Here is a 24,014-nt window from a genome sequence, read left to right on the forward strand (position 1 = left end):
CCGAACAACAAGCACCTCATGATCTGCTCAGGACGGGCTTATCCCGAACTCGCCGAGCAGATCGCCGCCGAACTCGGCGTCGACCTGGTTCCCTCGCGTCAGGTCACCTACGCCAACTCCGAGATCTACGTGCAGTTCCAGGAATCCGTGCGTGGTTGTGACGCGTTCGTCATCCAGTCCCACAGCGCCCCGGTCAACGAGGCCATGATGGAGCAGCTCATCATGATCGACGCCCTCAAGAGGGCCTCGGCCAAGCGCATCACCGTGGTCTCCCCGTTCTACCCCTACGCCCGCCAGGACAAGAAGCACCTGGGTCGTGAGCCCATCTCGGCGCGTCTGATGGCCGACCTCTACCACGCTGCCGGTGCTGACCGGATCATGTCGGTCGACCTGCACGCCGCCCAGATCCAGGGATTCTTCGACGGCCCCGTCGACCATCTGTGGGCCCTGCCGGTGCTGGCCGACTATGTTGCCTCCAAGTACGACAACTCTGACATGGTCGTCGTGTCCCCGGACGCCGGCCGTGTGCGTCTGGCTGACATGTGGACCGACAAGATCGGTTGCCAGCTCGCCATCATTCACAAGCGTCGCGACCCGAACAAGGCCAATGAGACGACCACCCATGAGGTCGTCGGTGAGGTCGAGGGCAAGACCTGCCTGCTCGTCGACGACATGGTCGACACCGCTGGAACCATGTGCCAGGCTGCCTTGGCCCTCAAGAAGCATGGCGCCAAGCGCGTCATCGCCTCCGCCACTCACCCGATCCTGTCGGATCCGGCCGCTGAGCGCATCAACAACTCCCCGATTGAGGAGCTCATCGTCACCAACACCCTCAAGATTCGTGAGGACATCGACATCCCTTCGATGACGGTGCTGTCCATCGCCCCGCTCATCGCCAAGGCGATTCAGGAGGTCTTCGAGGACGGTTCGGTCACCAGCTTGTTCCGCTGACGCCGGTATCGGTGTGCACAGGCCCGGTGACGACGCAGCTCACGGGAGTCAGCCAGGCTGACGGGTGTGTGTTTGGTCTCAGGTCCGACGGTGGCGTAGAGTGGCCCCGCTTGGCGAGGGACCGCAAGGTCCGTGATCGACTGGCCGCCCAACAGGGCATCCTCTCGTCGAGCCGTGTCACGTCAACGAGAAGGAGAAGCCGCCATGGCAGACATCATTCACCTCAAGGCCGAAGAGCGTACCGAATTCGGTAAGGGTGCTGCTCGTCGTATTCGTCGTGAGGACAAGGTTCCCGCCGTCATGTACGGCCACGACCAGGACCCGATCCACGTGACCCTTGAAGGCCACGCCACCCTCCTCGCCCTGCGTACCGAGAACCCGCTGCTGTCGATCGAGATCGAGGGCAAGGAGCCCATGCTCGCCCTGCCGAAGGACATTCAGCGTGACGTTCTCAAGGGCTTCGTCCGTCACGTCGACTTGCTGGCCGTGCGTCGCGGCGAGAAGGTTGACGTCAATGTCGCCCTGCGCATCACCGGAGAGTCGGCTCCTGGCACCATCGCCATGACCGAGTTCAACGAGATCGAGGTCGAGGCCGACCTGCTGAACATCCCGGAGGCCATCGAGATCGACGTCACCGGCCTTGAGGCTGGCGTCACCGTCTACCTCGGCGACCTCAAGCTGCCTGAGGGCACCGTCCTCAAGGGCGACCCGGAGGCCGTTGCCGCTACCGTCGTGTTCCCGGAGACCGAGCCTGCTGAGGACGAGGAGTCCGAGGGTGAGGACGCCGAGGGCGAGTCCGAGGCTGCGAAGGAGTGAGCCGTTCCTGGCTCGTGATCGGGCTCGGCAACCCGGGCCCGCGCTATGACGGTACCCGACACAACGTCGGGGCAGACGTCATCACCGAGTTGTGCCGTCGGGCCGGCGAGAAGCTCTCGTCGGCCCGCGGGCAGCGAGCCGAGCTGGCCCGCATTCGCATCGGCTCGGCTGGCGTCGGTGTCCCGGCTGCCGACGCCCAGGTCGTCACCGTGATGCGCAGCCGCACCTACATGAATGAGTCGGGTGTCGCCGTACGCAAGGTTGCGGATTTCACAGGCATCACCCCCGATCACCTCATCGTCGTTCATGACGAGATCGATCTCGACCCGGGCCGTCTGCGCCTCAAGTGCGGTGGCGGGGACAACGGACACAACGGGTTGAAATCCATTCGCGCCCACCTCCACACCGGTGAGTTCATCCGGGTGAGGGTTGGGGTCGGTCGTCCTCCGGGCCGTCAGGACCCGGCCGATTGGGTCTTGGCTCGTGTGCCTGCCAAGCAGCGCGCTGACCTGGACGTGCAGGTGGCTCTGGCCGCCGACGCCGTCGAGACGATCATCACCGAAGGCCTGACTGCGGCCCAGAACCGCTTCAATTCCTGACTCTCACCAATTCTGCGGGGGCTGCATCGGTGGGAACTGCGGCATGGCGGGCAAGCGGCCCAACTTGTCGGGGCGTGCCCGCAGCCATTCCGAGAGCTGATCGCGCCGACGCACCAGCTCGGGGCCTCCCTGACCCTTGGCGATGCGGTGCTGGCTGAGAGCGGCTTCCGTGACAGCGGTGATGGTCCGCTTCTGGCTGCGCTTGGCCGCCCGACCGTGTTTGCCCGAGTCAGCAAGCACAGCGCGACGCTTCCGCGGATCGGCGACCATGTCTGCCTCGGCGGGAGTCACCAGGCCGGCCTCGACCATGAGTGGAAGCTGGGAGCGCACCGCCTCGGACTCCTTGCGACGGTTACGAGTCGTCATGACGACGGTTCCGACGAACACCGGGACGAAGAGCACCACGTAGATGAGGATCATCGCCGTCAACTGGCCGTTGGTGCCGAGCCCGAGGGCAGATGCGGCCAGCGTTGGGCCACCGTTCCACAGACCGTGCAACAGGCAGGCGACCACATACCCCACGATGACCTTCCAGAATCCGCCCTTGTTGCGCCAAGCCCAGATGCCCACGGCAGTGGCTGTGGTGTAGAGGGGGTGACCGAAGACGCCGAATCCGGTGCGCACCAGGGTCATGACGACGAGGTCTTCTGCCCCTTCGGCGCTGGCGAAATATCCCAGGTTTTCCACGAACGCGAAGCCCAAGGCGCACACCCCCGCGTAGAAGATGTGGTCGGTGAGCGAGGTGAGTTCGAGTTTGCGGTCCCCGGTGGCGATCAGCAGGAAGACCGAAGCCTTGGCGAGCTCTTCGACGATGGGAGCGACGACGGCGAGGGTGGTGAATTTGTCCGCGGGGATCGCTACCTCGACGATTAATGAGAAGATGACGACTGCCGACCCTCCCCAGATCAATGCCATCATGGTGAGACGAATGGGTTCTGGCTCCCATCTGTCAAGCCATCGGTAGCACAGCAGGCACACGATGAGGGCTGCGGTCGAGGGGATCGCGCCGATGATGAAGTGGGAGGGCGATCCGGCGCCGATGACGGCCACCATGAGGAGGATGACGATCGCCCCGACAATGGTGATGACGAGCGGCAGGACTCCGCGGCGACGAACTGGTTTGGGGGCGAGGGGGTATTGAAGCGGTGGGGTGCTCACGGTGTTATGTTAAAGGATGGCCAGTCAGGTAGAACAGCCCAGAATGTGACGGTCGTCTCTTTGTCAGTGGTACCACGTACTCTGTCTGGGTGACTTCTGGCGGATTGACCTCCCTTTTGTCCCGCGAGCCGGTGCTCTCCCGTTGCGTCGAGGATGCTGTGACCCGACGTACCCCCACTCTTGATGTGCAGGTGGCTCCTTCTGCCCGCCCTGCGGTGGCGGCTGTGCTCAGCCAGGGGCTCACTGGTTCTGGGCGGCTGCCAGTGCTGCTGGTGACAAGCACGTTCCGGGAGGCCGAGGAGTCGGTGGCCACCCTCAAGACGTGGCTGCACCCCGATGACGTCTGTTATTACCCGTCCTGGGAGACCCTGCCTCACGAGAGGTTGAGCCCGCGCACCGACACCGTTGGTCGCCGGATGGAGGTGCTGCGTCGGTTGTGCGGCACTGAGGGCGAGATGCCGAAGGTCGTCGTCGCCCCGGTGCGATCCCTGCTCCAGCCCCAGGTGGCAGGTCTGGGACGCATCAAGCCGGTCCGCCTGGCGGTGGGGCAGGAGCACGACCTCACCGAGCTGGCGGCAGAGCTTGTCAATGCCGCCTACAGCCGGGTTGACATGGTGGAACGCCGTGGCGAATTCGCCGTGCGTGGCGGCATCCTCGACGTCTTCCCCCCGGTGCTGGAACATCCGGTGCGTATCGACTTCTTCGGTGACCAGATCGAGGAGATGACCTCCTTCGCGGTGGCCGATCAGCGGTCCACCGATGACACCCATCAGGAACTCATCTGCGCTCCGTGTCGTGAACTCATTCTCACCGACGAGGTCCGTTCCAGGGCCAAGACCCTGCTGCCCGACCATCCCGAACTGGCAGACATGCTGGAGCGGATCGGCGACGGTCAGGCAGTTGAGGGGATGGAGGCCCTCATGCCAGCCCTGGTTGATCAGATGGAGCTGCTCGTCGACGTCCTTCCCGAGCACGCCATGGTCGTTCTGTCCGATCCCGAGATGGTGCGGTCCCGAGCCGCAGACCTGGTCCGCACCTCCGAGGAGTTCCTGGGAGCGGGGTGGGCGGCTGCCGCGGGTGGTGGGCAAGCCCCCATCGACCTGGCAGCTTCCGGTTACCGCAGCCTGGCCGATGTGAGGGCCCACTGTCTCGAGCGAGGCATGGCGTGGTGGTCGATGTCCTCGTTCAGCCTCGACGCTCCTGCGGCCGACGTCATTATTGACGATGTTACTGACGATGACGTGGTCACGAGCGCCCCGCACACCGTCAACCCACATCTGCAGGCCGTCGAGCCGTGGCGCGGAGACGTCGAGGCGGCCGTCAAGGATCTCACCGCCAGGCTCGATGACGGCTGGACGGTCGTGCTGTGCGCCGAAGGTGAGGGCATCGCCAAGCGCATGAGAGAGCTGTTCGGTGAACACCAGGTCGCGGCCAAGCTGGTCGACGAGGTCGACGCCGACATCACCGAGCCATGCGTCCAAATCCTGCGGCTGCATCAGCGGCACGGGTTTGCCGCAGAATCCCTCAAACTGGTGGTGGCCTCCACCGGAGACCTCGTGGACTCCCAGGACCCAGCCGTCAGTGGCGAGCGACGGATGCCCCGACGACGGCGCAATCAGATCCAGCCACTGGAACTGACTTCCGGTGATCTCGTCGTCCATGAGCAGCACGGTGTGGGGCGATATGTGGAGATGGTGCAGCGTACCGTCGGTGGCGCCACCCGCGAGTACCTCGTCATCGAGTACGCCCCCTCCAAGAAAGGCCAGCCCGGCGACCGTCTCTTCGTCCCCGTCAACTCCTTGGACCAGGTGACCCGCTACGTCGGTGGCGACGCCCCGAGCCTGGATCGCATGGGTGGTGCTGACTGGCGTAAGCGCAAGTCCCGTGCCCGCAAGGCTGTCCGTGAGATCGCCGCCGAACTCATCAAGCTCTATGCCGCCCGACAGGCCACCAAGGGCCACGCCTTCGGTCCCGACACCGCCTGGCAGCGGGAGTTGGAGGACGCCTTCGCCTACGTCGAGACCCCTGACCAGCTCACCACCATCGCCGACGTCAAACACGACATGGAGCAGGTCGTGCCCATGGACCGTCTGGTGTGTGGAGATGTTGGTTATGGCAAGACCGAGATCGCCGTGCGGGCCGCCTTCAAGGCCGTCCAGGACGGTAAGCAGGTGGCCGTCCTCGTGCCGACGACGTTGCTGGTCCAGCAACATTTCCAGACTTTCACCGAGCGTTATGCCGGGTTCCCCGTCAAGGTGGCGGCCCTGTCGCGCTTCCAGACCGACGCCGAGGCCCGCGAGACCTTGGAAGGGCTCAAGCGCGGCACCGTTGACGTCGTGGTCGGTACCCATCGTCTGCTGGCCAAGGAGGTCGAGTTCAAGGACCTCGGCCTGGTCATCGTCGACGAGGAGCAGCGCTTCGGCGTTGAGCACAAGGAGGCCCTCAAGCGCATGAGGGTCAACGTCGACGTCCTGGCGATGAGCGCCACCCCGATCCCACGCACCTTGGAAATGGCGGTGACGGGCATCCGCGAGATGAGCACGATCGCCACGCCACCGGAGGAGCGTCACCCGGTGCTCACCTTTGCTGGCCCCTATGACGAGGGACAGGTGGTCGCGGCCATCCGTCGCGAGTTGGCTCGTGAGGGCCAGGTCTTCTACATTCACAACCGGGTGCAGTCCATCGAGAAGACGGCCGCCAAGCTGCGCGAACTCGTCCCGGAGGCGCGGATCGTCACCGCCCACGGGCAGATGAACGAGAAGCAGCTTGAGCAGATCATGGTGGACTTCTGGGAGCGCCGCGCCGACGTGCTGGTCTGCACCACCATCGTCGAGTCGGGTATCGACATTTCCACTGCCAATACCTTGCTCATTGATCGTGCTGACCTCATGGGCCTGTCCCAGCTCCACCAGTTGCGTGGCCGTGTCGGACGCTCCCGGGAGCGCGGTTACGCCTACTTCCTCTACCCGGCTGACAAGCCGCTCTCCCAGACCGCCCATGATCGCCTGGCGACGATGGCCGCTCACACCGATCTGGGAGCTGGCATGGCCATCGCCATGAAGGATCTGGAGATCCGCGGCGCAGGGAACCTGCTGGGCGGCGAGCAGTCCGGTCACATCGCCGATGTCGGATTCGACCTCTACATCCGTCTGGTGGGTGAGGCGGTCGCAGAGTTCCGCGGTGATGCCAGCGGCGCCGAAGAGTCGGAGATGCGTATCGAACTACCGGTTGATGCCAATCTTCCGGTCGACTACGTCGAGACCGAGCGGCTCCGTCTGGAGATGTACAAGAGGTTGGCCGAGGTTCGCAGCGATGAGGAGGTCGACGCCATCGCCGCCGAGCTCGTTGATCGATACGGTCCGATGCCCGAGCCGGTTCAGGCTCTTCTCGGGGTGGCGCGATTCCGCCTCCTGTGTCGCAGGGTAGGTATCCACGAGGTGGTCCCGTCTGGACGCAACATCCGGTTCTCGCCGGTCCATCTGCCGGAGTCAGGAGTCATGAGGCTCAAGAGGCTGTATCCGGGGTCAGTGGTCAAGGAGACGGCCGGGTTTGTCATGGTGCCCAAACCGACTACCGCGCGGATCGGTGGCCAGGTGCTTGGGGGACAGCAGCTCCTCGACTGGGCGGGAGAACTCGTCAGAGGTATACTGCAGATACGGTAGGCGCCACGCCAAGGCGCAAAATAGTTGACAATGCGCCGGAATACTCGTTATTCTTCATGGATCGATGGTCGTATTACAGCAAGGTGTGACTGTGAGACCCAAGTGTTCCTTGATTGAGAGTGATTTTCGATGAATAAACGAGTGCACAGTGGTGTCACTGCCTTCGATGACGATCAGTTGTTGATGTTTCACCAAGGTCGAGTGCTATGAAACGCGCACTGTTGGAATCTGAGGTGAAGATCGAAGGGGTTTACTTTTCCTACGGTCGACGCAATGAGATTTTCCGTGGGTTTGACTGTGAGCTTCATGGTGGGAAAACCGTCCTTCTGGGCCCCAATGGTGCTGGGAAGTCGACGTTGTTTCGAATCATGGCAGGAATCCTTAAACCATCTGCAGGAAGGGTAGTCCTGCCTGATTCCCCGGGACCCGTGTCGCCCTCGCGGTCACAGGTCGCACTCATGCCCCAGGACGTACCACCGATACCCGGACTCCGTGTCGATGAACAGGTGGCCTATTCCGGCTGGCTGGCGGGACTGTCGCGTCGAGATGCGCAGAGTCGGGCCGTGGAGGTGCTGGCAGCGGTCAACCTCTCTGACAAGGCATCCTCGCGGGCCTCGCGCCTGTCAGGGGGACAGTTACGCCGTGTCGGTCTTGCCCAAGCTTTGGCGGTGAACCCGCAGGTTCTCCTGTTGGACGAGCCGACCGCAGGTCTCGACCCAGCTCAACGCCATTCCTTCCGAGAGGTTCTCAAGTCGGTGCCATCTGGAGACCAGGTCGTCGTCGTGTCAACCCATCTGGTCGACGACATCGAGGACCTCTACGATCGTGTGGTCGTCATGAATGAGGGCTGCGTCATCTTTACAGGAACGCCCGATGAGTTCATCAATCTTTCGGAGCCGGGTCCCAACCGTGCCGAACGTTCCTACCTTGGCCTCGTCGGATCGGAGCGGACATGACCTGGTTGACGCGCATCCGGGTCTCACCAGGTATCTGGCTGGCGCCGGTCATGGCTCTCATCTCCATGGTTCACTTCGACGTCCCGGCCACCACGGGATACGCCCTCGCATCGGCCACCCGCGACGCCTACAGTCTGCTACTCGTTGCTGCGCTCTCGTGTGCTGCCGGTGCCTGGGAAGGTCATCGGCTCCAAACCGGTGGGGTGCTTTCCGGAGCAGCGCGTCGGTCTCGGTTTGCGATCATGGCAGCCCCATGGGCCTCTGCGGTGGTCGTTCCCACCGCCTTGGACGTAGTGATCTTCATCCGTGACGGGGCGTTCACCAGTATTGACGCCGTGCCCGTCATCGTGACGACCATCGGCACTGTGTGGGTGTGGGCCTTGGCTGGAATGGCGGTAGGGGTCGCTGTGCGTCCCGCGCTGTCGGTGCCACTCAGTCTCACGGTTCCGGTCCTGTGGCTCATCATGCTTCCAGCCAGTGAGACCTTGTGGCTGCGACATCTGACCGGAGGCTGGCCCTCATGTTGCAGGGTCGACAGCACGCTGTCGTGGCGTGCCATTTTGGCGACGTGGACGGTGCTCGCCAGCGTGCTGGCGGCAAGTCTCCTCGTGTTGTGGACACGTGGTCGTGCCGTGGGTCCCGGTCCTCGTATGGTCGCCGGATTGGTGGCCGTTCTGGTCGCGAGTGGCCTGGTGGGTGGTGCCAGCATGGTTCGGGGGATGGGCCCCGATCCCATCGCGCCGCGAACCCATGGTTTGCATTGTGACGTGGTGGACAAGGCAAAGGTCTGTGTGTGGCCCGAGCACGAGGCTGCCGCCGCCAGGTTCAGGACCGTTGTGGCCACGGTGTTCCCGGTCTGGCGGCAGGCAGGCGTCACACTGCCCGAGGTCATCACCGAGGCGAGCCCCCCGGATTCCGCATCATCGCGTTCGCCCGATGGACGAGTCGCGTACGTCTATCTTGGGCGAGCATCCCCAGCTCCGGACGAACTGTTGGGGGCCTTGACGACTGATCTTGCCACGGCACCATGTCTGGAACGTGAGAACGTCGAGTTCCCAGAGCGGGCCACGGACGACCAAGGGCGTTACCGAGCGTGGCTGCAGTTGTCGGGTGCACGGGCCTTGGGTCTGTCGGAGAAAGACGTGAGGGATGAGAACATTCCCACAGACCAGTGGCACTGGGCGCAGGAAGTCCTTACACAGCCTGATGCCCAGCAGACGAAGGCGGTGAATGTTGTTGCCACGAGATTGTCCTCGTGCCGGTGAAGGTGGTCGGGGCGGTCGGCAGTGAGGTGCCATGATTTGGTGGTGTAAAAACCGCGGCGTCGCAATTGTGTTGGCGTGCTCGGTCGGTATGGCAGTCCTGGTGGTCCTCACCGGAAGGTCGATTCGCGATATTCCGGTCATCTTCGGAGGGGTGGCCCTACGTGCGCCGTTGGTATTCTTCGGGTCGCTCGTCGTCCTCCTCGCCCATGGCTGGTCGGTGGACAGGGCGTCAGTCGAGCCGGAGTTCGTTTCCCGGCGCCCCGTCCGGTGGGCCGACGTGCTGCTCGTCGTGGTGGCGAGTCTGCCTCTGCTGGCCACGTCGCTGGTGCCCGGGCTTGAGGAGGTCGGTCTGGTGACGTCGCGCAATGCCGCGACGGGCATGGGGCTGACGCTCCTGTGCGCTCGGCGCCTACCGAGGGATGTTGCGTCGGTGCCAGGAATCGTCATGTTCCTTGCCGGGGCGCTTACGGGGCGTTCTTATGGACGTGAGGCGTGGTGGAACTGGGCGGTGACGTCCAGTACGAGTCCGGTAGGTGCACTGTGGGCCGCGCTTGCCATCATCGCGGGCTCATGCGTCACGATCGTCCCGCAGGTTCGGCGCCGGTGACCGCCGAGGCGTAGGATCGCGATGGTAGACGTCCCCGCCGCGCCAAGGATGCGGCGTTGATCCCCAGGAGTGTTGATGTCCCTGTCGCGTTCGAAGATGACTCGCGTGGTGGCTGCTGGTGCTGCCGGAGCGCTCGCTGTGGTGGGCTTGTCGGGCTGCAGCAGCCAGAGCCCGTCGACGGCGATCGCCGCCGGGTCCCGGACGATTTCCATGAAGACCTTCGACGAGGCCGTCGATCACTGCGGTGACCTGGCTCAGGGAGGCGCCCTGAGTCCGCGTCAGGTCATCGCATCCACGCTTGCCCAAGGGGCGGTCGGGGAGCAGATCCTGTCCGACACCGGACGCGGCCTCAACACCGCCCAGCGCGACCAGATCATCGCCACCAATGGCCTCACCGTCCTCACGAAGGATCCGGTCTGTCGAGACCTGGGTCGGTCTCTGGCGGCCATGTACCACGTCGTCAACAGCGACGGTCAGGACAAGGCGCTCGAGGAGATAACCGCAGTCGACGTCTCGGTCAATCCGCGGTTGGGTACCTGGGACGCCAGGAACCTTGCGGTTCATGGCAGCTCTTCACTGTCCGACCCCTTCACGTCTGGCTCCTGACCCGCGTCGATGGCATCGCAGGACTCCCGACCGAAGGCTGATTTTGCCGACCTCGTCGCTGTCATGGCGAGGTTGCGTGACGAGTGCCCCTGGGATCGCAGCCAGACCCATCGCTCCCTCGTCACCTACTTGATCGAGGAAACCGGGGAAGTCGTCGACGCCATCGAGGCCGGCACTGACGACGACCTCGTCGAGGAATTGGGAGATCTGCTGCTCCAAGTGGTCTTTCACGCGCGCATCGCCGAGGAGGAGGGCGTCTCCGACATCGCGGAGGTCATCGGCGGGATCGTGACCAAGCTTGTGGCTCGTCACCCGTACGTTTTCTCCGACGAGGAGGTCCCAGACGACCTTGACGCCGCGTGGGAGGCCCGCAAGGCAGTGGCGAAAGGACGTACCTCCAGTCTTGACGGGATCGCACACTCCTTGTCGAGTGTGGCCCGCAGCGCCAAGGTCATCTCGCGTGCGCGCAGCCGCGGTGTCGACGTCGAGTTGCCTGACGATCCCATCACCGCAGAGGAAACCGGCGATGAGCTTCTGTCACTCATCGCCAGAGCCCATGCCAGCGGGGTTGACGCCGACCAAGCCCTGCGTGACCGGTTGCGCAGGCTTGAGGGCGATATCCGAGACGCCGAAAGGCACTGACCCATACTCGGTTCACACCGTCCTTGGTGATCCAGGGGAATCTGATCGCCTCTGTCCGCCGAACCCCCACGTGGTGTCGGGATGCGGACACCACTACGGTTGTCCGAGAGACGCAGGAGGTGAACGATGCGACGAACCCTGGCAATGGTGCTCGCCGTCGTCGTCACCGCGTCTGCATTGACCGGTTGCGAGGGCAATGACAATGACCCCGCTGGACTGACCGAGGTCTCGGACTTGCCGGAAGGCCCTGCGGCCACGGCTTCTGCGTCCACCACGGGCCCAAAACCGACCCCGCAGGAGATCAATCCCAACGCCGAGGCGACGGCAACCCCACGCAGGGGAGGCATGAAGGACTACATGCCAGGCCTGACCGGCATCGTCAGTGATCGCGTCGTCACGGGGACCACCTCCCAGACCATCGTCGGCAAGGCCGGAACCATCACCGACTACTACTTCCTGTGTGACACCACTGACGCTCAAATCACCGTGACCGAGAACGACGATTCCGCCCAGTCCACTCCGTGCCATGAGGGTTATGCCCATCTCAGCTACGGAAAGCGGGCACACGACGAGAAGATCGACGTGCTCATCGAGGCTCCTGATGACGTCACCTACGAATTCGTCATCACCGAAAACCCTGCTGACAGCCACGACAGCAAGTGACGGGCCCTGGGATACCGCTGTTTGGCAGGCTTCGATACGCTTTGAAGCGGACGCAAAGATCCTCTCTGAAAGGTTGGTCCATGGCAACCATCGAATTCATCGAAGCCCGTGAGATCCTCGACTCCCGCGGCAACCCGACCGTTGAGGTCGAGATGATCCTCGACGACGGCACCGAGGCTCGCGCTGCGGTTCCCTCCGGCGCATCGACCGGCCAGTTCGAGGCCGTCGAGCTGCGTGATGGCGACAAGAAGCGCTACTCCGGCAAGGGTGTTCTCAAGGCTGTTGAGAACGTCAACGAGAAGATCGCCGAGGAGGTGCTCGGCTGCGACGCCAGCGAGCAGCGCATCATCGACCAGATCATGATCGAGCTCGACGGTTCTGACAACAAGGGCACGCTGGGCGCCAACGCCATCCTCGGCGTCTCCCTGGCTGCTGCTCATGCCGCCGCTGACTCGGCTGGCCTTCCGCTCTACCAGTACCTGGGCGGACCGAACTCCCACGTGCTCCCCGTTCCGATGATGAACATCCTCAACGGTGGCGCCCACGCCGACTCCGACGTCGACATCCAGGAGTTCATGATCGCTCCGATCGGCGCTGAGTCCTTCAAGCAGGCTTACGAGTGGGGCGCTGCCGTCTACCACTCCCTCAAGAAGGTCCTCAAGGACAAGGGCCTGGCCACCGGCCTGGGTGACGAGGGCGGCTTCGCCCCGAACCTGCCCAGCAACGCTGCCGCCCTGGACCTCATCATCGACGCCATCAAGGCTGCCGGCTTCGAGCCCGGCAAGGATGTCGCCCTCGCCCTCGACGTCGCCGCCTCCGAGTTCTTCGAGGACGGCAAGTACAACTTCGAGGGTCAGGCCAAGTCGTCTGCCGAGATGATCGAGTACTACGAGGGCCTTGTCGCCAAGTACCCGCTGGTCTCCATCGAGGATCCGCTGGACGAGGAGGACTGGGACGGCTGGGCTGAGTTCACCAAGAAGCTCGGCGACAAGATCCAGATCGTCGGCGACGACCTGTTCGTCACCAACCCGAAGCGCCTCGCGAAGGGTATCGAGACCAAGGCCGCCAACGCCCTGCTCGTCAAGGTCAACCAGATTGGCTCCCTCTCGGAGACCATCGACGCCGTCGAGCTGGCCCACCGCAACGGCTACCGTTGCATGATGTCGCACCGTTCCGGTGAGACCGAGGACACCACCATCGCTGATCTCGCCGTCGCCCTGTCGACCGGCCAGATCAAGTCCGGTGCCCCGGCCCGCGGCGAGCGCATCGCCAAGTACAACCAGCTGCTTCGCATCGAGGAGGAGCTGGGCGATTCTGCCGAGTACGCCGGCGCTTCTGCCTTCCCGCGTTTCCAGGCCTGATTGACGCCACAAGGCGCTGATTGCAGCACCTGACACGACACGACCGTCCCGGTATTTCCGGGGCGGTCGTGTCATGATGGACCACGATGGCCAGCACACCGAGCAAACGACATCGTCCCTCCGGAAGGTCCCAGCGACCTGCCGGGAGGCGAGAGCGCCCATCCACCCTGAACCGTTCAGCCCCGAAGAACCGCGAAAACTACGAGCGCACCACGCGCCCGGAGCCTTCACAACACAGCGTTCCCCAGGACGACAACGATCAGCCGCGACGATTCGGTCTGACATTGCGGGCAGTCGTCATGGGAGCTGCAATCCTGATGGTGCTCATCATGATCACGCCGAGCCTGGGAATTTACTTCTCCCAACGCTCCCAGCTCGCTCACATCCGAGACGAGGAGGCGCAAACTCATGCCTCCATCTCGGCTCTCCAGGACGAGACCAAGCGGTGGCATGACCCCGATTACGTGCGTGCCCAGGCGCGAGCTCAACTCGGCTGGGTGATGCCGGGGGAGACCGGCTATCAGGTCATTGGAGAGGACGGCAAGGTCATCGGTTCCACGACCTCACTGGACGAGAAGGATCCCGCGACACAGGCCAGCGCGGACGCCCACTGGTGGCGGCAAGCCGCCGAATCGATCCAGGACGCGGACCATCCTGCACCGCCCACCGCCACACCGGGGGCGATGACCACCCCGGCCATGACCTCGACTGCCTCGGCGAGACCATCGTCCCCGAGTCCGTCTCATCGATGAGGTGACCATGTTGGAAGAATTCACGCAGGACGACCGTCAGGCCGTTCGGGACCAGCTTGGTCGCGAGCCACGAGGTGTCGCCGGGGTGGCCTGGCGATGTGGTTGCGGCAAGCCTGGGGTCATTGCGACCGAGCCCAGGTTGCCCAACGGCACTCCCTTCCCGACGACCTATTACCTGACCTGCCCGCGGGCCGCCTCCCTCATCGGCACCCTCGAGTCGTCTGGGCTGATGTCTCGGATGACTGAACGCCTGGGCGAGGATGAGGAACTGGCAGACCAGTACCGGCATGCCCACGAGGCCTACATCGCTGATCGCACCCGGATCGGCGAGGAGGCTGGTCTTGACCCCGTCCCCGAGATCGACGGGGTCTCTGCCGGTGGTATGCCGACCCGCGTCAAGTGCCTGCATGCCCTGGCTGGTCACGCCCTGGCTGTCGGCCCGGGGGTCAATCCGTTTGGTGACGAGGTCGTCGCCGAGCTGGGGGAGTTCTGGTGCAACCCATGTTCGCCCGAACACCACGACCCGCAGTGACAGGAGGACGACATGACTGACCATCGCACCGTCGCAGCCATCGACTGCGGGACGAATTCCATCCGTCTGCTGATTGCTACGGCAGGCCCTGACGGCGGTCTCGTCGAGCAGGCGAGGGATCTGGAACTGGTCAGGCTCGGCCAAGGGGTCGACGCCACCGGCGCCTTCCACCCTGACGCCCTGGACCGCACCTTCGCGGCCTGCCGCACCTTCGCCCAGACGATCGCCGAGTACCACTGCGACCAGATCCGCTTCGTCGCGACCTCGGCCGCCCGTGACGTCTCCAACCGGGATGAGTTCTTCGCTGGGGTGCGTCAGGCCCTGGGCGTCGACGCCGAGGTCATCGCAGGCACCGAGGAGGCGAGTCTGTCCTTCGCCGGGGCAATGTCGGGGATCCGGGTGAGCGAGGAGCCCGTCCTTGTCGTCGACTGCGGCGGCGGATCCACCGAGCTGGTGTTGGGTCATGGCACCACCATTGACTCCCAGGTGAGCCTCAACATTGGCTCCGTGCGCCTGCGCGAGCGCTTCCTGCACGACGATCCGCCCACTGCCACCCAGAGAGACCAGGCCCGCACGTACGTCCGGGAAATGCTCGTTGCGTGCCCGGTCGACGTGGCCGCCGCTCGCACCGTCGTCGGAGTCGCCGGAACCGTGACGAGCCTGTCAGCCATCCACCAGGGCCTCACCCAGTACGACCGAGCCAAGGTCCACAGGTCGGTGCTGACAGCCGATGAGGTGTCAGCCCTGACAGACAAACTGCTTGCGTCGACGGTCGACGAGGTCGAGCAGATGGGGCCGTTGAAGAGGCGCCGTGCCGAGGTGCTCTGCGGTGGTGCCCTCATCATCGACGAGGTCTGTCGCCAGGCGACGGCAGGTGAACTCGTCGTCTCGGAGACCGATATCCTTGACGGCATCGTGCTGGCGATGCTGGCGCAGGGGACGTGATCTTCTCCCCAGCCCCCGTAGCCCAACGGCAGAGGCAGACGGCTTAAACCCGTCCCAGTACGGGTTCGAATCCCGTCGGGGGCACTTGGACACGGACCAGTGACGTGGTGGCTACGACCCCGGTCGTCGGTGTGGATTGCATGCTGGTCCTGCGGTACGGGGAAGGTTTCACGTTTCCGCAGCGTTGCTTACACTGGATGTCATCACGATTTCACAGGAGGGTCACATGGCCAACCCGGTCTTCAGCCGATCTGAGGTCTTCCAGCCGCATGGCAATCCCTATGGTCAACCCAACTATGCCGGTCAGGGCTACGGGTCGCAGTACGGCATGCCTGGACAGCCCGGCGCCGAGTGGGGGGCGCTGCCCGACATGCAGGAGCAGCGCACTGAGCCCGCCATGACCTTTGACGACGTCCTCGGTCGCACGGGACTGGTGCTGCTCATCATCGCTGCTGTCGGCGCCGTGAGTTTCACCATGATCGGGCCGGACGTCAGGACCAGTGGGTTCGCCTTGGTCGTGGGCTCCATCGCCGCATTCGTCACGGCCATGATCGTGAGCACCCGGCGCAAGGTTCCCGTTGCGGGTGTCATCTTCTACTGCCTGTGTGAAGGCTTGGTCCTGGGTTCCATGTCGGCCATCTTCGAGGCCCTGTATCCGGGGATCGTCGTGCAGGCCGTCGTGGGCACCTTTGCCGCCGCCGGGGTGACCTTGGCTGCTTACAAGTTCTTCAACATTCAGGTGACGTCGCGTTTTCGCCAGGTCGTCATCATCTCGACCTTCGGCTTCGCCATGGCGATGCTCCTCAACCTCGTGCTGATGCTTTTTGGAATCAGCCTCGGCCTGGCCAGCTTCGGCCCCATCGGCATTGCGTGTTCGGCTCTGGGTGTCGTGTTGGCTGCCATGAACCTGGTGGTCGATTTCGACTACGCCGAACAGGGTGTGCGCAACCAGGCTCCCGTCTCTGAGTCCTGGCGAGCTGCTTTCGGCATCGCGGTGACGATGGTGTGGCTCTACACCGAGATTTTGCGGATCCTCAGCTACTTCCGAGCTGACTGATGAACGTCAGAAGGGGCCCGGTCCTTGTTGGACCGGGCCCCTTCGTCATGCTCAGGTACTGGGAACGTCGCGCAGATGCGTTTCCAGACACATCCGGGTTGCCGCTCCCCACGACAGTCGACGCCATCGCCACAGGGGGATCCATTGGGCCGACTGGGTGGTGCCGCCGACGTCGATGACATAGGGGTCCGTGGGGTTCTCACTCGTGGCCGAATAGATGATCCGCAGAGCATGGAAGTCTTCCAACACCCCCGAGGGGGACCGTCCGATCCAGTGGTCTGACTGCAAGTCGATGATGCGGTTGAGACGGACTCGTTGCCCGGACTCCTCCATGACCTCCCGGGTGACGGCTTGGGCGGGGGACTCCCCAGGTTCCAGACCACCACCAGGCAGTGCCCACAGGCCCGGGACAGCGGTACGAGGAGAGCATTCGGTGCCCAACAGCCCTCGACGTGACCTCACGACGGCGTAGGCGGCAATGCGCTGGTAGGGACGAACGGATTCGTCGTCCTGGCGATCCTCGGAGAGATCTGGCACGCCATCGCGGGTGCGGGGCGGCTGGGATGTCGGCGTCCTGGCCCCGACATGGGCCGTAACGACGATCTCGTCGTCAACCCGATCAGCGGACAAGTACTCCTTGATGACCAAGCCGTGACGCCACAGTTCAACGTGCGGATTCATACCGTGACGGACGCGGAAGGCATGGGTCTGCCCACTGCCTGGCGTTCCGACTGCGGTGATGAGCACACTTTCATTCAACCACCTTGGTCCTAGGAAGCGGTTCACCTCCGTGACGAGCTGAATCGACCGGGGGTTTGAGGAGCTACTTGATCTGGTCGGTGACGTCGACGCCGTGGGTGTCAAAGGCCGTGGAGACGCCGTCGACGGTGATGCGCATGATGGGGGCGTCAAGCTTCTTGTCCACGGCAATGGTCCATGCCATGTCCGAGGGTTCCTCACTGGTGCCGAATGCTGCCTGTTCCATGATGTCGACGATGACCCGTGGTTTCAGGAGAGTGGGGGAGAAGGTCTCGGTGGCATCTCCCTTGCGCTGGACGGCCCACGCCGGCATGTCGGCAGACCGAGTGCGCCTCATGACGATGCCAGACGTGGCGGTGGGGGTGTCGACCATGACTCCCTTGCCCGGCTGGTAACTGATCTGGCCAACCTCCTTGGCTCCAGCCACGGCGTCGGCCAAGGCCTCGGTCATGTCGGGGGCGGTGGCAAAATCGAGGTGGCTGATGACTGACCCGTCGCGTCGGAAGAAGACCGTCCGACTTTCGGGTTTGGTCGAGACCGTCATCAAGACAGTGCCTTCGTTGTACTCGACGATCTGCAAGTTCTGGTTCATGTGAGACCCAGACACCTTGGCTGCCTCGCGCAGGATCGAGGGCATCTTCTCGACGGCGAAATCGTCAGGATTGAAGGGACGCGACGCCGTCTGTGTGCTCTGGGTGGCAGAGGACTCAATCGTCCCGTTCTGCCAGGTCCACACCGTGGGAGTGCTGCCAGTCTGGACGGTGATGCTCAGGGCTTTCTTGGTGATGTCCACCTTGGTGATCGGGCCATTGCCTGACGCGGCTACCAGTTCGTCAATGATCGCCCGGGTGTGGATGCCGTCGAGCGGGGATATCGAGGCCGTGACCTTGGAGGATGGGACCAGAGCGATACGGCTGGGCTCGTCCGAAGGAGCAGTAGGCGACGAGGAGTGACATGACGTGCACAGGCACAGCGTGGTCGCGCTGACGATCACGCTGGCAACTTGGCGAAACCCTTTGGCTCTAAACGTCACGGAGTGAGTCTATGAGTAGTGGTGGGCTGGCTGACGACGGATGGCTCCTACCTCCCGTGACGACGCACGTATCACTGACGTGTACCCCGGGCATCGCGGACCGGGTGCGACGTCTCGTGACTTTCAGTGACATGCCGCTGACTAGGGGATATGGCGGTTGGAGGGGTTGGGTTTGCGTTGGTGTGGGATTGTGTGTAATGTTTTCCGAGCTGCCGGGGGCTGCGTGATGTGGTTTCTGGATGGTATCCATGCTGGATCCCTGCTTGTCGGGTTTGACGGTGGGTGTGGGTTTCGGTAAGGTTGATCGGGTCGCTGCCTTTGTGGGTGGTGGCGTGGTTTGGCTGGTTCTGCTGGTTGGCTTTTGGCTCTGCGGTTTTGTGGGGTTGGGGTTGGTGTGGTAGGGTTGGTCGGGTCGCCTTCGGGGTGGTTCTGCCTGTTGTGGGTGGGGTTGTTTCGTGTGGGTGTGATGTTTGAGAACTCAACAGTGTGTCTTTGATAGTCAATGATTTTTTTGATGCATCGTTTTGGATGTGTCGGATTTTGTTTATGAATTCCTTTGTGATTCTGGACATGACTAAATTGTTTTTTGGTTAGTGTTTGGGGTCAGTGTTTTGGATTCTCTTGTGACACCGTGGCCTGCACCTTTTTTGTGTGTGGGTGGGTGATATTTTTTCATTGGAGAGTTTGATCCTGGCTCAGGACGAACGCTGGCGGCGTGCTTAACACATGCAAGTCGAACGGAAAGGCCCCTTTGGGGGTACTCGAGTGGCGAACGGGTGAGTAACACGTGAGTAACCTGCCCTTGACTTCGGGATAACTTCAGGAAACTGGGGCTAATACCGGATAGGAATCCTTGCTGCATGGTGGGGGTTGGAAAGCTTTGTGCGGTTGGGGATGGGCTCGCGGCTTATCAGCTTGTTGGTGGGGTAGTGGCTTACCAAGGCTTCGACGGGTAGCCGGCCTGAGAGGGTGACCGGCCACATTGGGACTGAGATACGGCCCAGACTCCTACGGGAGGCAGCAGTGGGGAATATTGCACAATGGGCGGAAGCCTGATGCAGCAACGCCGCGTGCGGGATGACGGCCTTCGGGTTGTAAACCGCTTTCACTCATGACGAAGCCTTGTGGTGACGGTAGTGGGAGAAGAAGCACCGGCTAACTACGTGCCAGCAGCCGCGGTGATACGTAGGGTGCGAGCGTTGTCCGGATTTATTGGGCGTAAAGAGCTCGTAGGTGGTTGATCGCGTCGGAAGTGAAAACTTGGGGCTTAACCCTGAGCGTGCTTTCGATACGGGTTGACTTGAGGAAGGTAGGGGAGAATGGAATTCCTGGTGGAGCGGTGGAATGCGCAGATATCAGGAGGAACACCAGTGGCGAAGGCGGTTCTCTGGACCTTTCCTGACGCTGAGGAGCGAAAGCGTGGGGAGCGAACAGGCTTAGATACCCTGGTAGTCCACGCTGTAAACGGTGGGTACTAGGTGTGGGGTCCATTCCACGGATTCCGTGCCGTAGCTAACGCATTAAGTACCCCGCCTGGGGAGTACGGCCGCAAGGCTAAAACTCAAAGGAATTGACGGGGCCCCGCACAAGCGGCGGAGCATGCGGATTAATTCGATGCAACGCGAAGAACCTTACCTGGGTTTGACATGGATCAGGAGTGCTCAGAGATGGGTGCGCCTCCTTGTGGGGTTGGTTCACAGGTGGTGCATGGCTGTCGTCAGCTCGTGTCGTGAGATGTTGGGTTAAGTCCCGCAACGAGCGCAACCCTCGTTCACTGTTGCCAGCACGTTATGGTGGGGACTCAGTGGAGACCGCCGGGGTCAACTCGGAGGAAGGTGGGGATGACGTCAAGTCATCATGCCCCTTATGTCCAGGGCTTCACGCATGCTACAATGGCCGGTACAAAGAGTTGCGAGCCTGTGAGGGTGAGCGAATCTCGGAAAGCCGGTCTCAGTTCGGATTGGGGTCTGCAACTCGACCCCATGAAGTCGGAGTCGCTAGTAATCGCAGATCAGCAACGCTGCGGTGAATACGTTCCCGGGGCTTGTACACACCGCCCGTCAAGTCATGAAAGTCGGTAACACCCGAAGCCGGTGGCCTAACCTTTGTGGGGGAGCCGTCGAAGGTGGGACTGGTAATTAGGACTAAGTCGTAACAAGGTAGCCGTACCGGAAGGTGCGGCTGGATCACCTCCTTTCTAAGGAGCAGTATTTTTCGTGGCATCGCTGGGTGTGCCCCTGTTGTGGGGGTGGCTTGGTGGTGTTGTGCTTCTTGTGGAACATTGGCGTCCTGCTGCTGCTGTGTGTGGTGGTGGGGTTGGGGGCATGCTGTTGGGGTTCTGGGGTATCACGCGTGTGTGGTGGCCTGGTGCGGATCATCGTTCAGCTGGCATTGTGTGTTGGTTGTGTGGTGGTGTCGTGTGGTGGTTGAGAACTGTATAGTGGATGCGAGCATCTTATAGTTTTTGTGTCTTGTGCTGTGTGTGCAAGTTGTTAAGTGCGATCGGTGGATGCCTTGGCACCAAGAGCCGATGAAGGACGTTGTAACCTGCGATAAGCCCTGGGGAGTTGGTTAACGAGCTGTGATCCGGGGATGTCCGAATGGGGTAACCTGGAATGTCCGGAGTAGTGTCCGGTGACCCTGCCCTGAATGTATAGGGGTGTGGGAGGTAACGCGGGGAAGTGAAACATCTTAGTACCCGTAGGAAGAGAAAACAACCGTGATTCCGTGAGTAGTGGCGAGCGAAAGCGGATGAGGCTAAACCGTGTGTGTGTTCAAGCCGGCAGGTGTTGCATGTGCGGGGTTGTGGGGGCCGTCGTGGTTCTGCTGCCGCAGGATTGGCCAGTGATAAATGTTGCGTGAAGGTGAAGCGTCTGGGAAGGCGTACCGGAGTGGGTGAGAGTCCCGTAGCTGTAAGCGTGGCACTGGTGAGGGTTTCCCCAAGTAGCGTGGAACTCGTGGAATTTCGCGTGAATCTGGCGGGACCACCCGTCAAGCCTAAATACTCCTTGGTGACCGATAGTGGATCAGTACCGTGAGGGAAGGGTGAAAAGTACCCCGGGAGGGGAGTGAAATAGTACCTGAAACCGGTCGCATACAAGCCGTCAGAGCCTTGTGGGGTGATGGCGTGCCTTTTGAAGAATGAGCCTGCGAGTTAGTGATGCGTGGCGAGGTTAACCTGTGTGGGGGAGTCGTAGCGAAAGCGAGTCCGATAAGGGCGTTAGTCGCGTGTTCTAGACCCGAAGCGGTGTGATCTATCCATGGCCAGGATGAAGCGTCGGTAAGACGTCGTGGAGGTCCGAACCCACTTCAGTTGAAAATGGAGGGGATGAGCTGTGGATAGGGGTGAAAGGCCAATCAAACACCGTGATAGCTGGTTCTCCCCGAAATGCATTTAGGTGCAGCGTTGCGTGGTTCTTGTCGGAGGTAGAGCACTGGATGGTCTAGGGGGCCTATCAGCTTACCGAAATCAGCCAAACTCCGAATGCCGGCAAGTGGAGCGTAGCAGTGAGACGGCGGGGGATAAGCTTCGTCGTCGAGAGGGAAACAGCCCAGATCATCAGCTAAGGCCCCTAAGTGGTAACTCAGTGGAAAAGGATGTGGAGTTGCGTAGACAACCAGGAGGTTGGCTTGGAAGCAGCCATCCTTGAAAGAGTGCGTAATAGCTCACTGGTCAAGTGATTCCGCGCCGACAATGTAGCGGGGCTCAAGTTATCCGCCGAAGCTGTGGCACACCCTGATGGGTGTGGGTAGGGGAGCGTCCTGTGCGAGGTGAAGCTGCCGGGTGACCGTGTGGTGGATTGTGCGGGAGTGAGAATGCAGGCATGAGTAGCGAATGACGGGTGTGAAACCCGTCCGCCGATTATCCAAGGGTTCCAGGGTCAAGTTAATCTGCCCTGGGTGAGTCGGGACCTAAGGCGAGGCCGACAGGCGTAGTCGATGGACAACCAGTTGATATTCTGGTACCGGCTTGTCACCGTCCGTGTCGAGGTGTGTGATGCTAAGCGTGCGAGCCTGCTGTCGCCTGGTCTTTGATTGGGTGGTGGTGTGGTGAGTGTGTGAACCGATCATGTAGTAGACAAGCTGCGGAGGGACGCAGTGAGGTAGCTCATCCCCGGCGATGGTTGTCCGGGGCTAAATGTGTGGACCGTCTGGTAGGTAAATCCGTCAGGCATTGTGGTTGAGGCATGATGGCGAGCCCACTTTGGGTGGGTGAGTGAGTGATCCTGTACTGCCGAGAAAAGCTTCGTGAGCGAGGTGGCTGGTCCGCCCGTACCCTAAACCGACACTGGTGGATAGGTAGAGTATACCGAGGCGATCGAGAGAATCATGGTGAAGGAACTCGGCAAAATGCCCTCGTAACTTCGGGATAAGGGGGACCTGATCTGTCTTGGGCCTGTACGGTCTGGTGGCAGTGAGGGGCGCAGAGACCAGGGGGAAACGACTGTTTACCAAAAACACAGGTCCGTGCGAAGTCGTAAGACGATGTATACGGACTGACTCCTGCCCGGTGCTGGAAGGTTAAGGGGAACTGTTAGCGTGAGCGAAGCGGTGAACTTAAGCCCCAGTAAACGGCGGTGGTAACTATAACCATCCTAAGGTAGCGAAATTCCTTGTCGGGTAAGTTCCGACCTGCACGAATGGAGTAACGATTTCCCTACTGTCTCCACCATGAACTCGGTGAAATTGCATTACGAGTAAAGATGCTCGTTACGCGCAGCAGGACGGAAAGACCCCGGGACCTTTACTATAGTTTGGTATTGGTGATTGGGACGACTTGTGTAGGATAGGTGGGAGACTGTGAAGTGGCCACGCTAGTGGTTGTGGAGTCATTGTTGAAATACCACTCTGGTCGTTCTGGTTATCTCACCTTGGACCGTGATCCGGTTCAGGGACAGTGCCTGATGGGTAGTTTGACTGGGGCGGTCGCCTCCTAAAAGGTAACGGAGGCGCCCAAAGGTTCCCTCATCCTGGTTGGTAATCAGGTGTCGAGTGTAAGTGCACAAGGGGGCTTGACTGTGAGACTGACAAGTCGAGCAGGGACGAAAGTCGGGACTAGTGATCTGACGGTGGCTTGTGGACGCGCCGTCACTCAACGGATAAAAGGTACCCCGGGGATAACAGGCTGATCTTGCCCGAGCGCTCACAGCGACGGCATGGTTTGGCACCTCGATGTCGGCTCGTCGCATCCTGGGGCTGGAGTCGGTCCCAAGGGTTGGGCTGTTCGCCCATTAAAGCGGCACGCGAGCTGGGTTCAGAACGTCGTGAGACAGTTCGGTCCCTATCCGCTGCGCGCGTAGGAATCTTGAGAAGGGCTGTCCTTAGTACGAGAGGACCGGGACGGACTGACCTCTGGTGTGCCAGTTGTTCTGCCAAGAGCATGGCTGGTTGGCTACGTCGGGTCGTGATAACCGCTGAAAGCATCTAAGCGGGAAGCACGCTTCAAGATCAGGGTTCCCACAGAAGAATCTGGTAAGGTCCCCGGTAGACTACCGGGTTGATAGGCCAGACGTGGACGCATCGTAAGGTGTGGAGCTGACTGGTACTAATAGACCGAGGACTTACACACAATCCCGGCACACACACAATTCTTTCTGATCGCGTCGCATCCACTATACGGCTCCCAACCCCCACCATCAGCACGGGGGCC

General features: G+C 61.9%; 18 protein-coding genes, 1 tRNA gene and 2 rRNA genes. 18 read left to right on the forward strand and 3 right to left on the reverse strand.

Annotation, left to right across the window (positions count from 1 at the left end):
- Window positions 1–18 precede the first annotated feature (18 nt).
- The 3 genes from O6R08_RS02335 to pth all read left to right on the forward strand — a co-directional run bounded on the left by O6R08_RS02335 (window position 19) and on the right by pth (window position 2,366).
- The gene (locus O6R08_RS02335) at window positions 19–951 is read left to right on the forward strand and encodes a ribose-phosphate diphosphokinase (RefSeq protein ID WP_271419178.1); all 933 of its coding nucleotides are present in this window, start codon (window positions 19–21) and stop codon (window positions 949–951) included.
- Between the two features lie 204 nt (window positions 952–1,155).
- Window positions 1,156–1,767, forward strand: a complete 612-nt coding sequence (locus O6R08_RS02340; RefSeq protein WP_271418570.1) for a 50S ribosomal protein L25/general stress protein Ctc — start codon at window positions 1,156–1,158, stop codon at window positions 1,765–1,767.
- A complete protein-coding gene (gene pth / locus O6R08_RS02345; RefSeq protein WP_271418571.1) occupies window positions 1,764–2,366 on the forward strand; it encodes an aminoacyl-tRNA hydrolase in 603 nt (200 codons plus the stop codon). The genes O6R08_RS02340 and pth overlap by 4 nt, the downstream gene beginning before the upstream one ends.
- A 3-nt stretch (window positions 2,367–2,369) precedes the next feature.
- Here the strand turns inward: pth and O6R08_RS02350 are convergent, their stop codons facing one another.
- Window positions 2,370–3,524 (reverse strand): PrsW family intramembrane metalloprotease, encoded by a 1,155-nt coding sequence (locus O6R08_RS02350; protein ID WP_271418572.1) that lies wholly within the window; start codon window positions 3,522–3,524, stop codon window positions 2,370–2,372.
- 89 nt (window positions 3,525–3,613) lie between these two features.
- Between O6R08_RS02350 and mfd the strand changes: the two genes are divergently transcribed.
- The 13 genes from mfd to O6R08_RS02415 all read left to right on the forward strand — a co-directional run bounded on the left by mfd (window position 3,614) and on the right by O6R08_RS02415 (window position 16,572).
- The gene (gene mfd / locus O6R08_RS02355) at window positions 3,614–7,186 is read left to right on the forward strand and encodes a transcription-repair coupling factor (protein WP_271418573.1); all 3,573 of its coding nucleotides are present in this window, start codon (window positions 3,614–3,616) and stop codon (window positions 7,184–7,186) included.
- Between the two features lie 233 nt (window positions 7,187–7,419).
- Window positions 7,420–8,142: an ATP-binding cassette domain-containing protein gene (locus tag O6R08_RS02360; RefSeq protein WP_271419179.1), complete on the forward strand. Its 723-nt coding sequence runs from the start codon at window positions 7,420–7,422 to the stop codon at window positions 8,140–8,142.
- Window positions 8,139–9,407: a DUF7224 domain-containing protein gene (locus O6R08_RS02365; RefSeq protein WP_271418574.1), complete on the forward strand. Its 1,269-nt coding sequence runs from the start codon at window positions 8,139–8,141 to the stop codon at window positions 9,405–9,407. The genes O6R08_RS02360 and O6R08_RS02365 overlap by 4 nt, the downstream gene beginning before the upstream one ends.
- A gap of 88 nt (window positions 9,408–9,495) precedes the next feature.
- Window positions 9,496–10,014 (forward strand): hypothetical protein, encoded by a 519-nt coding sequence (locus tag O6R08_RS02370; RefSeq protein WP_271418575.1) that lies wholly within the window; start codon window positions 9,496–9,498, stop codon window positions 10,012–10,014.
- Window positions 10,015–10,089: 75 nt separating this feature from the next.
- Entirely contained in the window at window positions 10,090–10,620 is a 531-nt protein-coding gene (locus tag O6R08_RS02375; protein WP_271418576.1) for a hypothetical protein, read from the forward strand.
- A 9-nt stretch (window positions 10,621–10,629) separates the two neighbouring features.
- Window positions 10,630–11,262 carry a MazG family protein gene (locus tag O6R08_RS02380; protein ID WP_271418577.1) on the forward strand — a complete coding sequence of 211 codons (633 nt, stop codon included), beginning with the start codon at window positions 10,630–10,632 and terminating at the stop codon, window positions 11,260–11,262.
- Between the two features lie 126 nt (window positions 11,263–11,388).
- Complete coding sequence (locus O6R08_RS02385) at window positions 11,389–11,925, forward strand: hypothetical protein (protein WP_271418578.1); 537 nt, start codon at window positions 11,389–11,391, stop codon at window positions 11,923–11,925.
- Between the two features lie 80 nt (window positions 11,926–12,005).
- Window positions 12,006–13,286, forward strand: a complete 1,281-nt coding sequence (gene eno, locus O6R08_RS02390) for a phosphopyruvate hydratase (protein ID WP_271418579.1) — start codon at window positions 12,006–12,008, stop codon at window positions 13,284–13,286.
- A 299-nt stretch (window positions 13,287–13,585) separates the two neighbouring features.
- Window positions 13,586–14,038 carry an FtsB family cell division protein gene (locus O6R08_RS02395; RefSeq protein ID WP_271418580.1) on the forward strand — a complete coding sequence of 151 codons (453 nt, stop codon included), beginning with the start codon at window positions 13,586–13,588 and terminating at the stop codon, window positions 14,036–14,038.
- Between the two features lie 7 nt (window positions 14,039–14,045).
- The gene (locus O6R08_RS02400) at window positions 14,046–14,570 is read left to right on the forward strand and encodes a DUF501 domain-containing protein (protein WP_271418581.1); all 525 of its coding nucleotides are present in this window, start codon (window positions 14,046–14,048) and stop codon (window positions 14,568–14,570) included.
- A 12-nt stretch (window positions 14,571–14,582) separates the two neighbouring features.
- Window positions 14,583–15,515 carry a Ppx/GppA phosphatase family protein gene (locus O6R08_RS02405; protein ID WP_271418582.1) on the forward strand — a complete coding sequence of 311 codons (933 nt, stop codon included), beginning with the start codon at window positions 14,583–14,585 and terminating at the stop codon, window positions 15,513–15,515.
- An 11-nt stretch (window positions 15,516–15,526) separates the two neighbouring features.
- Window positions 15,527–15,599: transfer RNA gene (locus tag O6R08_RS02410), tRNA-Leu, on the forward strand.
- 142 nt (window positions 15,600–15,741) lie between these two features.
- Window positions 15,742–16,572, forward strand: coding sequence for a Bax inhibitor-1/YccA family protein (locus O6R08_RS02415; RefSeq protein WP_271418583.1), 831 nt, complete (start codon window positions 15,742–15,744; stop codon window positions 16,570–16,572).
- 51 nt (window positions 16,573–16,623) lie between these two features.
- Here O6R08_RS02415 and O6R08_RS02420 read toward each other — a convergent pair whose 3' ends face one another.
- Window positions 16,624–17,253, reverse strand: coding sequence for an NUDIX hydrolase (locus tag O6R08_RS02420; RefSeq protein ID WP_271419180.1), 630 nt, complete (start codon window positions 17,251–17,253; stop codon window positions 16,624–16,626).
- A gap of 142 nt (window positions 17,254–17,395) precedes the next feature.
- Entirely contained in the window at window positions 17,396–18,235 is an 840-nt protein-coding gene (locus O6R08_RS02425; protein WP_271419181.1) for a hypothetical protein, read from the reverse strand.
- An 801-nt stretch (window positions 18,236–19,036) separates the two neighbouring features.
- Here O6R08_RS02425 and O6R08_RS02430 point away from each other — a divergent pair.
- Window positions 19,037–20,561 (forward strand): 16S ribosomal RNA (locus O6R08_RS02430).
- A gap of 285 nt (window positions 20,562–20,846) precedes the next feature.
- Window positions 20,847–23,933, forward strand: a 23S ribosomal RNA gene (locus O6R08_RS02435).
- Together the 16S and 23S rRNA genes form the textbook arrangement of a ribosomal RNA operon.
- The last annotated feature ends 81 nt before the right edge of the window (window positions 23,934–24,014 follow it).

The organism is Cutibacterium equinum (assembly GCF_028021195.1).
Lineage (GTDB): Bacteria > Actinomycetota > Actinomycetes > Propionibacteriales > Propionibacteriaceae > Cutibacterium > Cutibacterium equinum.